The sequence below is a fragment of the Pedobacter hartonius genome, assembly GCF_900107535.1.
Classification (GTDB): Bacteria; Bacteroidota; Bacteroidia; order Sphingobacteriales; family Sphingobacteriaceae; genus Pedobacter; species Pedobacter hartonius.
Genome location: NZ_FNRA01000008.1, coordinates 18,612 through 32,105 on the forward strand (window position 1 = coordinate 18,612; position 13,494 = coordinate 32,105).

The following is a 13,494-nucleotide window of genomic DNA, read 5'->3' on the forward strand; positions in this document are numbered from 1 at the left end:
CAATTTGAATGCTGTATGCCGCTGAAGCGCGGCAGAAGGCATTCAAATTGCTGCTGTTATTTTTAAAATCAAGAGATCTTTACTCATTAATACGGGAAGATATTCTAGTTTATGCCCAGAGGTCTTCAGGGTAGGTACCGGCGTCAATCAGCTTTTGTAATTGAGCTTTTACTACTGGTGCATCTTCTTTGAAGGTAACACCAAACCAGACAGCCTCGGTAGGGATCATTTTCACTACGCCTTCACCAGATTTGATCAGGATATCTGCCACTTCGGGAATCAGAAACTCTGCTTTCAGTTCCGTGCTGTTCGCATCCCGGAACTTATAGTATTCCGCTTCGGACCAGTTTACAAAATCGGGTGTGAAACAAAAGAAGTTCATACTTACCTTGGTATCCAGAGGAAGTTCTATATCCGTTCCAGCTTCAGGAGTGAAGGCTTTACCGTCTTTTTTATAGATTTCCTTGCGTTCAGTGATACTTACTATATTTTGCAGCGGATCAACATTGATCTCACCCCTTGTTACAGATCCGTTATCACTCAGTGTATTTTTCAGCTCGTAGCCGATACACGCATATTTTCCTTTTTCAATGCCATCCACAAGGAAGTCATAAGCCCGTTTGAAGGCATCAAAACCATAAAAATCGTCAGCATTGATTACCGCAAAAGGGGCATCCAATACATCCTTACAGCAAAGAAGTGCATGCATGGTACCGAACGGTTTGGTTCTGCCTGCGGGGATCTCACGCCCTCCGCTAAAGCTCTCTAAAGATTGATAAACGTAATCAGTAGCAATCTTTCCCGCCAGTTTAGGCTCAATAACCGATTTAAAAGATTCAGCAAATTCTTCACGAATAATAAAAATCACCTTACCGAAACCCGCTTTAATAGCATCATAGATAGAATATTCCATGATTGTCTCGCCGGAAGGGCCAAAAGATTCAGTTTGTTTGTTTCCACCATAACGGCTGGCCATTCCAGCCGCCAGAATTACTAAAGAAGGTTTGATTTCAGACATATTTGTATTAAGTATATATTTATCAGTGATGATAAAGCGTGTTATAGTTTATCCTTATCAGATGTTAACATTCAGGTCTTAAAAATACTAAACAGGAATTAATTCACACCACAAGTCCGTATGTATATTAACACTGATGCACTCCTAAGGGTTGTATAAATATTCCATGAGGTTTTTTGAGTTTAATATGCATTTTCCTCTCCGCGGAAAACATTGATCACCGTCAAAAATATAATTCTCACATCCAGCATACTGCTCCAGTGTTCAAGGTACCAGATATCGCATTCTACCCTTTTTTCCATTGCAGAGTCATCCTTGGTTTCGCCACGAAAACCGTTAACCTGTGCCCATCCGGTAATTCCGGGTTTGACAAACTGCCTGACCATATATTGCCCTATAACTTTCTTGTATTCTTCCGTATGACGCAACATATGCGGCCTCGGCCCCACTACACTCATATTTCCAATAAAAACATTAAAGAACTGTGGCATTTCGTCCAGGCTGCTCTTGCGCAGGAACCTGCCTATAGGCGTGATGCGGTCATCTCCTTTAGTCGCCTGTTTTTTATCGCTGTCAGTATTCATGCGCATGCTCCTGAACTTATAACACCAGAAAGGTTCATCGTTGATTCCGCTTCGCTGCTGTTTGAACAACACTGGTCCCTTACTCTGCAGCTTAATCAACAATCCGATCAGCGGATAAAGCCAGCTCAGCACAAATATGATTACAAATGCACTGAACACCATATCAAATGCCCGCTTCTTGAAACGGTTGCCCATACTTTCCAGAGGCTCATGCCTCAGTGTGATAATAGGGAATTCGCCGCCCATATAACTGATGGTATAGGGCGCAGCCAGGGCACCCGCCAGATCCGGAATAAACTTCAGCCGCAACAGTTGTTTATCGGCCTCCAATACCAGGGGGCCTATTTCACGCATTCTTGAAGGTGCAACGGAAACATACAGGTCTTGTACTCCATACACGGCAGCCTGTTGGAGCCTGGCAGAAGCTTCAGCAGAGATCCGTCCGTTTCCATCACCATAAATACTTGCGTCATCCCCTACAAATCCGTAAAAATCTACATTCCTTTGTTTTTGCAGATAGGCAGCAACCCTTAATCCGGTGTCGTTATCGCCCATCACCGCAACCTTCCGTGTAGAATTAAACTTGCTGATTAATACATGCTGAATGTAGGTTCCGATAAATCGGTTTATCATAAAGCCAATACAAAGACAGACATAAAATGAGGTCAGAAAATGTCTCGAAAATTCAAAATCTTTAGCAAACAGCAGATAGATGGAAAATATGACAAAATGCAGCAGCAGGCTTTTTATTGTCCCCCTGTAGATCCTTTCGATCTTCCTGGCATTGTATTCTGAGTATAAATTAAATACCGCAGTGTTTAGAAACCAGAGCAGGTTACATACCACCAGATAATGCTTTTGAAGTTCATCACTTACGCCTTTTCCCATGTAACCCGTAAAATAATAGGCAAGGACGTAAATTAAATTTAGCATTAAAATATCAGTAACCGGCAGAATGTATCTCAGTAAATAAAGGTAACGGGTTTGAATTGACATACTGGAACTTTAAATTATGCTATTAGTACACCTTCATGTAACAACAATTATACCAACTGAAGTCTATAAAGTTTAACCAAAAAAAATTATTCAGTTAATTACTGCCAATATACAAAAATTGAAAGATTTAAATAAGAAAAGGAGTAATTTGTTATTTAATAAACTTTAGATTAATAATAGTACCAGGAAAAATCACCAAATGAGAAACAAAAAGCTATCTAAACGTACATTAGGACGGAAACCGCTAAAAATCAATCCACAACACAAAATTAACACCAGAAAACTGATTTATTTGATAAAAAAATAGGGTTTTAACGGTTTTAATCCAATTGATGTCTATTATAATGTAATAAGTGACTAGTTTTAAAAACACCATAACACCTAAAAGCTCTAAATTAATGGGCATTTTTGCTGCCAACAACAAGGTGCCAGGCGGTAAGGAACAGAATTTTCAAATCAAGAAACATTGACCAGTTTTCCAGGTACCAGATATCTGCTTCGACCCTCTCCTGCATTGCTTTATGTTCGAAAGTCTCCCCTCGAAGCCCCCTGATCTGGGCCCATCCGGTAACTCCCGGCAAGACGAAATGACGAACCATAAACTGGTCGATCAGCTCAGCGTAAGCAGCCGTATGCTTCAGCATATGTGGTCTCGGTCCGACTACAGACATTTCCCCAATGAGAACATTGAAAAACTGGGGAAGCTCATCAATGCTGTTTCTTCTCATAAAAGTACCTATTTTTGTGATCCGGTGATCATTTTTAGTAGCCTGTCTGGAATCAGCTTCATCGTTTAGCAACATGCTTCTGAACTTAATGCAATAAAAAGGTTCATTATTCTTTCCGGATCTCAACTGTCTGAAAAAGACAGGCCCTTTTGAACTCAATTTAATCAAGCAGGCGATCACCGGAAAAATCCAGATAAAAAGAAATATAATTACAAATAAAGAAATTGTTATGTCGAAGGCTCTCTTTAATACTTGATTTATTTTAATCTCTAATGGTTCAGTTCTTGGACTTAAAACAGGCAGATAGCCGAACCATTGCACATTGACATTTTTTCTAAAATAGTCCTTCACATCCGGCACCATTTTAAAACGGATCATCTCCTGTTCAGCCTGCCGCATCAGGATCTTAATTTTCCCCAGTGCACTATCCGGGAGTGCACAAAAGATCTCCCTGATGTTATTTTCCTTTGCATAAGCAATGCTATTTTCAAGGCTCCCAAGTATATTTACTTCCTGCTGTCCCCTCAGTAACCTATCATCAAAAAAACCAATTACTCTATAACCGAGCAGGCTATTCGCATCTATGTATGCCTTCAGTTCAGTACCCAGCAGGCCCGCCCCCAAAATCACAACAGGTTTATGAGCTATCCACCGGGTTCCTGATGACCTCCTCCATAAAAGAAATCCGATCTTGCCCAACAGCAGGAGCACACCAAACAATAGAAATGGAATGGCAACCGCAGGGCTATACCATTGAAAATCGGCCACTATTGTTTTAAATATACCAATAATAAGCCCGAACAATGCCAGCGAACTCAGTGCCGCTTTGATGGTTGGTATAGCATCTTTGACAAAGAGATCGCGGTATAACTTTGTCAACTGTGTCACATTGAACCACACAAAATTAGCCAGTAAAAAATGGAGTAAGCCGGTGTGGAGTTTTTCAAAGTGATCAGACGATCTGCTGATCAGAATGTATGCCAGTCCGGCAGCATTAAGCATCACCATATCCAGGGATATGCTTATTATTTTAACATATGCGCCGTATTTGTAAGTCATCTGGTTAGAATCTTCACAAACATACAATAATTACGCTAAACCCTGCGCTCAAACAACAAGTAGAGATTTACTGTCTTAAATGCCATTCAACACCAACCATCGAACCGATGTTGGTAGAAAGATCACCGAAGTCGTAAGCTACCGTACCTTTCAGCGACAACTGGGTTTTCGGAACATTCCAGCTTACTTCCTGCAGGGTGTACCACTGCACTTTGAAAGGGCTGAAAGCACCGATCCTGAAATCACCATAATTTTTGGTATAGGTGACCAGTGTTTTTGTACTGATATCATCGCTTAAAGCGAATATCGCACCCACATGACCACCGAGCACCCGATTATTTACAATATTATTCAGTGCATAAATCGTGTTTGCCGGAGCATTCCAGTCAAAGGGTACGTATTGACCTGGAAAATACTTATTGGCCCTCCAGCGGTTTGCAAACAGCGGTGTTCCCACTATCCTGTCGTTATATTCCCAGCCGGTCCTGTAATTCCCGTTATTATAATAGCTTTCTCTATACTGAATGCCATAAAAATCATTACTCTGCGTGGTGTGCAGAAATTCAAAAGTAAGTTTCTTCAGGATGCTTCCCTCCCGCTTATTGGTAATATTCAGGCTGAGCAGGCGGTCAACATTTCTGACATCAATACCCTGCCCGCTATCAAAGGGGGTTTGGTTGTTCAGCTGGAACCTGAAATTCTCGTCTTCCCATTCGGCGCCGTACTCTATAATTCCACGCTGGTCGCCCGGCCTGTTCGGCGCCCTGTTATTTGCTACACTGCCGTCATTCACCTCAATACCGGTAACCACATTCCACCATCCTCCCAGGGATCTGTCCGTAGTCACGAAGCCCTCTTTCGAACCTCCCCATACTGCATAGTGCTGAATGCCGCCGTAAAATTTCAGCTTATGCTTTCCCAGCCTCACATACAGGTTCTTTTCATGGAGGAAGGCATGTTTCAGAAACTGGTCTTCACCCATCCAGCCATGACTAAACATCCCCTTAAACTGAAACCATCCATTTGTTAAAGGCACATTAGTATATTCTATCGCTAAGTTCAGCTTAGTGATCGGCAATGCATTTCCACTCACTCCTAATGATCCGGATGACAGGTCATGGTCTACTTCGCCGATAATCTGTTCAAACCTTCCGCCTGTAAATGTCAGGTTCTTATACCTGACCCTTCCATAGGCTTCCTTGATCAGGTTCTTATTGAAATGGTCATTGTTATAAACATCTGCGCCGTAGCTGATATACAACCCTTTATCATTTTCATCGTATATAGAAACCGGCGCACCTATTCGATGTGAGTTCGTCACCTTAACATGAGTAGAAAAATCATATTTCTGATCTGTGAATACTCCAAAACGGTTACTGACCAGCCAGAGGGGCTGATAATCCTTTGAGGCAACACTTACATTAGTTCCGGCCTGTACCTGCAAAGAATCCAAAAACTGGGCATCTGCTTCTATCCTAAACAACAGTAATAATAAGGCAATTATCAATAAATTCTTCATACGTAGCTTTTAAGTTATCAATTCTTATTTGAGAGCTGAGTTACAAAATTTAGCATATCAGGAAGGATATTACGCTTATCAAGATATTTTTCTGCGTACTTCCTGGCATTCTTTCTGCAAGGTTCGTGGTCATTTTCCACTATGTTTATGATGGCTGCCCCCAACAGGTCTTCGCGTTCTGCTTCAACGATCACACCCATTCCATGCTCCGTGATCACATCATGGAGTGTTGTTCCCGGGTTGGCGGTCACCAGCGCTAATCCACCCACCGCAAGAATGGTGGTCAGCTTTGAAGGCATTACCAGGTCACTGGCATTGGCCTTTTGCAAAACGAGGTGGATATCAGCCATATTCAGGAATTCATTAAACACATCAAAACCCTGCAGTGGTAAAAATTCCAGGTTAGGCAGTTGCTTTTCCGTTGTCATCCTGATGAGTTCCTGCTTATACGGACCTGTACCGCAGATCACAAATTGTATATTTTCATACGCTTTCAGATTTTCAGCAATTCTGATTAAGCTATCCAGACCTTGTTTTTCCCCTATGCTTCCGGAATACAGGACCACATAGTCGTCCCTTTTAAAGCCCCATTTGGTTTTCAGCCCATTCCGGTCCGGTAAAGGATAAAATGTTTCAGTATCCACCCAGTTAGGAAAGAACGTAATTCTTTTGGGAATCTTATTTCCAACCCGTTTCATCATTCCTTCAGATATGGTACTGATAAAGTCCATTTTTCTGAGAATGAAATATTCGATGGAAAACAACATGTCGAACATCCATTTATACCGCAGCATCTTCAATTCTTTTGCAGCCTCAATCTGCAGGTCCTGTACGTGGTACAGGATACGGCCACCCTTGAAAAATCTGTAGAAGAGGGCAAGAATAGCCAAATGGAAAGGTGGCGCAATGGCAATGATCAGATCCTGTTTGGGTTTAAACAACATTTTCAGCACTGCAAAGCCTGCGGAAACAAAAAATACTGATTCATGTATCAGCCGCTTTAATCCGGATGGTTTAGATGGGATATAGAGCGGACAGCGATAGATCTTCAAATTTCCGTCGAACATGGTTTCATTTATATACCAGTTCCCTTTATACGGCTCCTGTACTTTCCAGTTCGGATAATAGGGAAAGCCGGTGATCATGGTCGTTTCATGGCCCTGCTCTGCCATCCAGGAAACCATCTCCCCGGTATACTTACCGATGCCCGTCAGTTCTGGTAAGCAGTTGATTCCTAAAACTAATATCCTTTTTTTCATGACCATCTTTGTTTGATATAAACTGCGGGATTACCTTTATATATTCCGTTGGACGCCAGGTTACCGGTCACCACAGACCCTGCGGTAACCACGGTATCTGTACCTATCGTCACCCCTGGTGACACAAATACCGAAGCACCTACCCAGGCACCGTCCATCAGCGTGATCGGCCCGTTGCGATAGGGCATTTCCGGTACTCTGAAATCATGATTTCCACCGCATAAAAATGCCCTTTGCGAGATGCATACATCGTTACCAACCCGCAGCGGTTCGAAATTCAGCAGAAAGGCCTCTTCGCCGATCCATACATCATTTCCGAGGATCAGTTTCCATGGAAAATGGATATTCACCCGGGGTTTAATATTTACGCCTGTGCCTACTTTTGCGCCAAACAAACGCAGCAAACCACATTTCAGCGCATTAGGATAAGGAAGAGCCGATAAAAAGAAGACGGTCTTTATCAGATACCAGCTGATCTCCTTTAACTTACCTGCACCCCTGTCCAGCCCTATGGAGGAATTAAACCCTCCCAGGTTTACTTTAGATTTATGTATTTCGCCAACCATATTACGCTTCGGTATCCTTCTTTAATTTTTCTTCTTCAATTATTCTCAATGCCAATATGATCTCCACCATGGTACGCTGTAAGGTATAGTGCCATCCCCGCCATCCGTTAAAAATCAGTCCTTTCACAAACAGGGAATAAAAAAATACGATAAAAGGTGCAAAAATCTTGGTTTTCCTGATCTTCGAGCTCATTGGCAGTGGCTCGCCGGAGCTATTCACTAATTTATTGCATTCCTTGATCGCATAGCCGTCCTGGTTACTCAGCCATCTGCTCAGGGATTTACGGTCGTCATGAAGAATAACCGCCGCATACATCCCGGTAGTGCCATTAATTTTCAGGCGCTGTGTATGGCCGTCATCATAGTAATGGCATTCAGCCTTTCTAAATAAGACCGGTCTTGGAGTGGTATTGTCTTTCAGCAGCGGTTTTCCAAAAACCAGGAATTTGAAGTTCGTTTCATAGGCTGTATCTTTTCCCGATGCCACATATTTTTTTGTCTCCTCAATAAAATCATCCGGAAGCACATAATCTGCATCGAGGCTCAGGATCCATTCACTTTGCAGCAGGGAAAGGCCAAAGTTCCATTGTTGTCCATGTGTATCAAACGGGCGCTGTACCACAACGGTATTTGGATAGGCCGCAGCAATTTCTAAGGTAGCATCCGTGCTAAAGCTGTCCAGGATCACTACCTTTTCCAGCCAGGTAAGCTTATCCAGCACCCTTTTTAAATTGGGTTCCTCGTTCTTTGTTAAGATTAAAGCCTGGAGTAGAGTTGAGTTGAGTGTATCCATTACATTTATATTATTTACCGCTGTTATTTGTATCAATGATTTTTTGGTATTGTGTAGTGTAGTTCATGACCAGTTTCTTTTCCGAGAAAGTCTCCTCGATCACTGATCTTCCGTTTTTCCTGATCCAGTCCAGGCGATCACGGTCGGCATGGGCAATGGTAAGCGTTTCCACCACATTATCCACATCCAGTGAAGAGACCCAGCCCACATAGTTATCATTTACAAATGTGGAAAGTGCCACTTCCTTCGAAATCAATACCGGGGTGCCCATATGCAGCGATTCGACTACTACATTGGCAAAGTTTTCATTCAGAGAGACCAGTACAAAGAGATCGGCATTCATCAGCGCTTTGAACTTTGCATCCCGGTCAAGCCAGCCCAACCATTCTACCTGATCGCCGATCTTTAGTTTGACCGACAAATCTTTTAATTTTTCTGTGTATTCTATATCCCCTGAACCGGCTATTTTTAAAACCACCGGAAAGGACAGTTTGCTAATTGCATTCAGCAAAATTTCTATTCCTTTTTTAGGATGCACCCTGGACATAAAAATCAGGGTAAAAATCTCATTTTCAGTTTTTACGATCGGCAGGTCAGGTAGGGTTACGTTATTCGGTGCTATAAAACCTTTGCAGCTGCCGAGCACACTTATAAATTCATCATACTCCACCTGTGCAGTGGCATGCAGCCATGATTTAGACAGCGCCCATTTTCCAACGGTCTTGTGAATAATGTTTTTCATCGTTGAATGGCCTGAAGTAAGCACATAAGGGCTTAACATTCCCCTTGGCGAGATCACTACTTTCACGCCCCTGATCAGACAGATACAGGTTGCAATGATCACCAGGATGCTCCACCAGGACTGTACATTTACGATATCATAACTTTTAACATTTTTCCACAAGTGCAGCCACAAGGCCGGTGAAATATGTGTAGGGTCCTTTGTTACCCGGTTAAAATAAATGACGTTTACGCCATCCACATCGATAACTTTCCCTGCTTCTACCGGCAGCTCATCTTCCCCGTTCGCGGTTGTTGTAAACACATCTACGCGGTTCCCTGCCGCGGCAAGGCCTTCACATAATTTAGACACGGACTCGATTGGTCCGCCATAAATATATGCAGGTTTATAAGAGGGCACGATATGCAGTATCTTCATATTAATTCTTCAACACTTGTTTATAAATACTTTCGATGCTGTCCAACGCATCTTCGAGTTTAAATCTCCGGACATTTGCCAGTCCTTTGTTCACCGCATTTTCCCTTCCGGCTTCATCCAGCGTTACTGCGGTATTTAATACCACTGCAGCCTCATCAGTCCACTTTTCCTGTAAAGTCTCCGCTGAGGGCCTGCGGCCGATCAGGAATGCGGCATCACCAGCTACTTCCAGCATTGGCGCTTCATCCGTAGTAAGCACCAGGGCTCCCGAAGCCATCGCCTCAGCAATCGGCCATCCAAAACCTTCAGCAATAGAGGGGAACAGAAAAACAGTCGCCCCGGCATAAGCTGCAGAAACAGTCTGATCGTCAATACCCGACAGGAAATGGATATCATTTTTAAAAGGCGACAGTTCATATTTTTGCGCCAGTGCAGCCGATGGCTTTTGTCCGATCAGTAAGAGCGAAAGCGCAGTGCCATACAGCTTTCTCCATTTATCATAGATGGCAATTACGCCTACCCTGTTTTTATACCATTGGTTCCCTCCGATATGCAGGATATAACCATTGGCAAGATCCAGGTTCAGCTTCTTAGTCAGCATTGCCCTTACATCAGTTACTACTCCTGGTTTAAACGAAGGGTTCAGCCCGTTGTATACCATTTCAGAAAGCCGTGGTTTGCCGGGAAGAAACTTTTCCAGATCCGCACGTGTCTTTTCAGAAACGGAGATAAAATTCTGTCCTTTCGAATAGCCCTTCCTGATAAAGGCCTGGTACTTCTGCCCGCTGGCGGATGTAATGTTCTCAGGAATTTCCCCGAGTGCCGATCGCTGTGCAAGAAAGTCATGGCAATGGATCACATGCGGACGGTCTGCAATCAGCGGTACATAAGGGCCCAAAGCATGGTCTGCCACCACATAAAGCACATCATTTCCCTTATCCTTCAGCTTACGTTTTACAGTTTGCGGAAAGACGAGGTACTGATCCATATAACCAAACCACTTTTTCAGTTTTTTTACCGGGATATTTGAAAATAATGCTTCCGGGCTCCATATTTCTACCTCATGCCCGCGGCGCTGCATTCCTTCTGCCAGCATACTGACAAAACGGGGCATGCTCTGGGAGCCTAAAAAAGAAGGATGCGCAAAAAACACTATTTTCATGATAATTTCATTTGTACTGTACGCGTTCTGTCATTTATTTTCTCATCGTCCGCTTCCGTAACCTTGTTTTTAGCTATGGCAACATCGTTCCTCATCGCGGCAAACAGCAAACCTGTAATTAAAATACTAAAGCCCAAGGAGGTAGGCTGAGACCATTGTCCCTGCGGAATCAGCAGGAAGCCAAAACTCATCAGCATCCAGGGAAGTATATCGCCCTGTCCGAGACGTTTAAAAGCAAGAAAAAAGATTTTGAAGGTCAGCCCTACCCTTATAAAAATGAGTGTCATCCCTAATGCTACCCCAAGCTCTCCAACAAGCCGCCCCCATTCGCCTTCCGAAATCAGGTAGGTAACTTTTCCCGTCAGCAGCTTACTACCTACACTTGTTCCCATTCCTATTCCATATCCCAGAAAGGGTTCTTCATCGGAATGTTTCAGGGCCCCGACCAACCCGCTTAAACCCCTTTCGGCAACTGAATTCACCAGCGTTCCTTCCGATTGACTTGCATTATCAAAGCGGGTAGTTATCGTCTCGGTAGCCGTTTGAAAAAAGCTAAACTGGCTCAAAACTATCAGACTGACAAAAGAGATGATACCGAACATGATCATTTTACCGGCATGCTGAACGTTACTTACCGTTGCCAGTACAGCAAAAAATACTGCAATTCCATCCGAGACAAGTAAGGTCCTGCTAATGGATAACGGAATGGCCATGATAGAAGCCATAGAGGCCATGATCAGAACCGCCCTGTTGATTTCCTTTTGATTGAGCCAGAAATACATCACGAAGGACGTTACAAACCCGAAAAACAGCGTACATCCATTGGTAAAGGAAAAAGTTCCCGGTGGCCGGAAATATCCGAGTGCACCACTAAATCCACCGCCCTCGATATCACCGCCTACACCCCTGTTCACCAATGCAGATTGCGGACTGTAAAATTGAAGTCCAATCAATACCACCATCGGAATAGAGATATATAACAGTACTTTTCCAATCTCCACTACGTCCTTTCGGGTCATTATCCTGCCAATGGCGAATATCAAAGGAAACTGGATCAGCAGGATCCTGGCCCCGTAGATGGCTACAGGAAGGCTTCCATGGCCAAGGAACATCGCAGAAAATGTACCGATAATGCCAATAATCACTGTTAATGTCAGATAAAATGACCGTGGAAAAATTCCCTTTTGCCACACCAACGCAATGATCCAGAGTGCCAGAGGGTCACGGATCAGCAATATCGGCGTTGCCAGGCCCGGTAAAATCCATTTTCTTAACGCCCCTTCAAAGATAAGCAGGAGAAAGTATGTCCAGATTCCCCTTTTGATCAAACGATCAGGATCTGTCCCGGCCGGCTTTCCGGGTGGATTGGCTTTTCTGTAAGATGCTATATTTTGATTCATAGGGTTCAACATCAGGTACTCATTATTGCTTCAGACAGTTCCTGTCCGTATTTTTTCCATGGCCTTAGCCTGGCGGTAGCCATTGCTTCCCTGCCAGCGGCAGCAATCAGCTCAGGCTTACTTATTAATTCTTCAATTTGCGTCTGGATGGCACTGGTAGACTCTGCTTCAATCAGCCAGCCATTCAGTCCATGTGTGATCAGGTCAGGCCCCGCAGTTCTGTCAGTTGTAATCACAGGTGTGCCCTGTGACATGGCTTCAGTGATCACCAATCCAAATCCTTCAAAAAGAGAAGGGAAGATCAGCACGTCATGTTCACGCATCAGCTGCAGGATTTCATGATGGGGAAGACTTGGAATCCATTTATTTTCTTTCAATGCAGCATCCAGCGCCGCACAGTCCGCATTTGTTTTTCTGCCAACCACCGTCAGGTCTACCGCAGCACCAATATTCTTTACCGCGGCAAATAAGTCGGCAATTCCTTTACGCAGTGAAAGTCCGCCTACAAAGAGCAGTTTTAAAGGTTTATTTGCCGGATTGGCATAACTTCTTTCTCTGATCACCTCCGGGAAGCCATAAGGGATCACCTGGATGTTGGGCAAAGCTCCCGGAAAATCCTGCAGTGTCTTTGCCGTAAAACTACTTGCCACAAAAATCTTATCTGCCAGCCGCAGTTCCTCATCCTTACGGGCAAGCTTTTGCTCCGAGTCCCTGAATCCAGTTAGGGTAGCGGCCCATTCCGGCCAGCGCTCCTGCGATGTTTTCAGCAGTCGTCTCGCTGCCCTCCAGTACCCGATCGGCAGGTCATAAATATTCGTCAGGCCCATTTTCCTGGCCGCTTTAAAAGTCTCCAGCGCACCGTCCTCATAGGCATAAACCGAAGTCACGCTTTTTGAGCGGTTCAGTTTCTTCAGGTAAGCTGCAGTAGCGCTATCCAGGTCATGGTAAACCTTATCCACCGAAGCAAAGCCAGTCTCATGCGCAACAGCACCTTTAAACCCAAGGCGCGGTAAAATATTGCGTGATAATTCCAGCAATGGCCGGGTATGTATCAAATCAAAGTCCACAGGGTAAGATCTGCGCAAAAATTCCTTCTTAACCTTGTCAGGAAATAATTTTACGAGACTGCTATCGGGATCGAATGCCAGCGTAGTGCTGTACGAGGTAAGGATGCCTGCTTCTTTAAAAGAAGAGATTACTGCCCTCAGATTCTGGTTCCCTGTTGGATGACTTAATAAAATCTTTTCCATG

At 43.8% G+C, this 13,494-nt stretch carries 11 protein-coding genes; all 11 read right to left on the bottom strand.

Features of this window, described 5'->3' with window-relative positions:
• Positions 1-109: 109 nt before the first annotated feature.
• On the bottom strand, positions 110-1,018 hold the full coding sequence (locus tag BLW16_RS14295) for a nucleotidyltransferase family protein (protein WP_217631575.1): 909 nt from the start codon (positions 1,016-1,018) through the stop codon (positions 110-112).
• 182 nt (positions 1,019-1,200) lie between these two features.
• On the bottom strand, positions 1,201-2,598 hold the full coding sequence (locus BLW16_RS14300; RefSeq protein WP_245735289.1) for an undecaprenyl-phosphate glucose phosphotransferase: 1,398 nt from the start codon (positions 2,596-2,598) through the stop codon (positions 1,201-1,203).
• A 395-nt stretch (positions 2,599-2,993) separates the two neighbouring features.
• Positions 2,994-4,385, bottom strand: coding sequence for an undecaprenyl-phosphate glucose phosphotransferase (locus tag BLW16_RS14305; protein ID WP_090557776.1), 1,392 nt, complete (start codon positions 4,383-4,385; stop codon positions 2,994-2,996).
• A gap of 67 nt (positions 4,386-4,452) precedes the next feature.
• Positions 4,453-5,904: a hypothetical protein gene (locus BLW16_RS14310; RefSeq protein ID WP_090557779.1), complete on the bottom strand. Its 1,452-nt coding sequence runs from the start codon at positions 5,902-5,904 to the stop codon at positions 4,453-4,455.
• Positions 5,905-5,921: 17 nt separating this feature from the next.
• Entirely contained in the window at positions 5,922-7,163 is a 1,242-nt protein-coding gene (locus BLW16_RS14315) for a WcaI family glycosyltransferase (RefSeq protein WP_245735291.1), read from the bottom strand.
• Positions 7,160-7,729 carry a WcaF family extracellular polysaccharide biosynthesis acetyltransferase gene (locus BLW16_RS14320; protein WP_090557784.1) on the bottom strand — a complete coding sequence of 190 codons (570 nt, stop codon included), beginning with the start codon at positions 7,727-7,729 and terminating at the stop codon, positions 7,160-7,162. The genes BLW16_RS14315 and BLW16_RS14320 overlap by 4 nt, the downstream gene beginning before the upstream one ends.
• 1 nt (position 7,730) lies before the next feature.
• A complete protein-coding gene (locus BLW16_RS14325; protein ID WP_090557787.1) occupies positions 7,731-8,522 on the bottom strand; it encodes a glycosyltransferase family 2 protein in 792 nt (263 codons plus the stop codon).
• A gap of 10 nt (positions 8,523-8,532) precedes the next feature.
• Positions 8,533-9,681, bottom strand: a complete 1,149-nt coding sequence (locus BLW16_RS14330) for an XrtY-associated glycosyltransferase XYAG1 (protein WP_090557789.1) — start codon at positions 9,679-9,681, stop codon at positions 8,533-8,535.
• Between the two features lies 1 nt (position 9,682).
• Positions 9,683-10,843, bottom strand: a complete 1,161-nt coding sequence (locus BLW16_RS14335) for a glycosyltransferase (protein WP_090557791.1) — start codon at positions 10,841-10,843, stop codon at positions 9,683-9,685.
• Positions 10,840-12,243, bottom strand: coding sequence for a hypothetical protein (locus BLW16_RS14340; protein WP_175470584.1), 1,404 nt, complete (start codon positions 12,241-12,243; stop codon positions 10,840-10,842). The genes BLW16_RS14335 and BLW16_RS14340 overlap by 4 nt, the downstream gene beginning before the upstream one ends.
• Before the next feature lie 11 nt (positions 12,244-12,254).
• On the bottom strand, positions 12,255-13,493 hold the full coding sequence (locus BLW16_RS14345) for a glycosyltransferase family 4 protein (protein ID WP_090557793.1): 1,239 nt from the start codon (positions 13,491-13,493) through the stop codon (positions 12,255-12,257).
• Position 13,494 lies beyond the last annotated feature (1 nt).

Bases quoted from the DNA above. Each gene is read 5' to 3' on its own strand.
- BLW16_RS14295 (WP_217631575.1), bottom strand. From the start codon at position 1,018: ATGTCTGAAATCAAACCTTCTTTAGTAATTCTGGCGGCTGGAATGGCC.
- BLW16_RS14300 (WP_245735289.1), bottom strand. From the start codon at position 2,598: ATGTCAATTCAAACCCGTTACCTTTATTTACTGAGATACATTCTGCCG.
- BLW16_RS14305 (WP_090557776.1), bottom strand. From the start codon at position 4,385: ATGACTTACAAATACGGCGCATATGTTAAAATAATAAGCATATCCCTG.
- BLW16_RS14310 (WP_090557779.1), bottom strand. From the start codon at position 5,904: ATGAAGAATTTATTGATAATTGCCTTATTATTACTGTTGTTTAGGATA.
- BLW16_RS14315 (WP_245735291.1), bottom strand. From the start codon at position 7,163: ATGAAAAAAAGGATATTAGTTTTAGGAATCAACTGCTTACCAGAACTG.
- BLW16_RS14320 (WP_090557784.1), bottom strand. From the start codon at position 7,729: ATGGTTGGCGAAATACATAAATCTAAAGTAAACCTGGGAGGGTTTAAT.
- BLW16_RS14325 (WP_090557787.1), bottom strand. From the start codon at position 8,522: ATGGATACACTCAACTCAACTCTACTCCAGGCTTTAATCTTAACAAAG.
- BLW16_RS14330 (WP_090557789.1), bottom strand. From the start codon at position 9,681: ATGAAGATACTGCATATCGTGCCCTCTTATAAACCTGCATATATTTAT.
- BLW16_RS14335 (WP_090557791.1), bottom strand. From the start codon at position 10,843: ATGAAAATAGTGTTTTTTGCGCATCCTTCTTTTTTAGGCTCCCAGAGC.
- BLW16_RS14340 (WP_175470584.1), bottom strand. From the start codon at position 12,243: ATGAATCAAAATATAGCATCTTACAGAAAAGCCAATCCACCCGGAAAG.
- BLW16_RS14345 (WP_090557793.1), bottom strand. From the start codon at position 13,493: ATGGAAAAGATTTTATTAAGTCATCCAACAGGGAACCAGAATCTGAGG.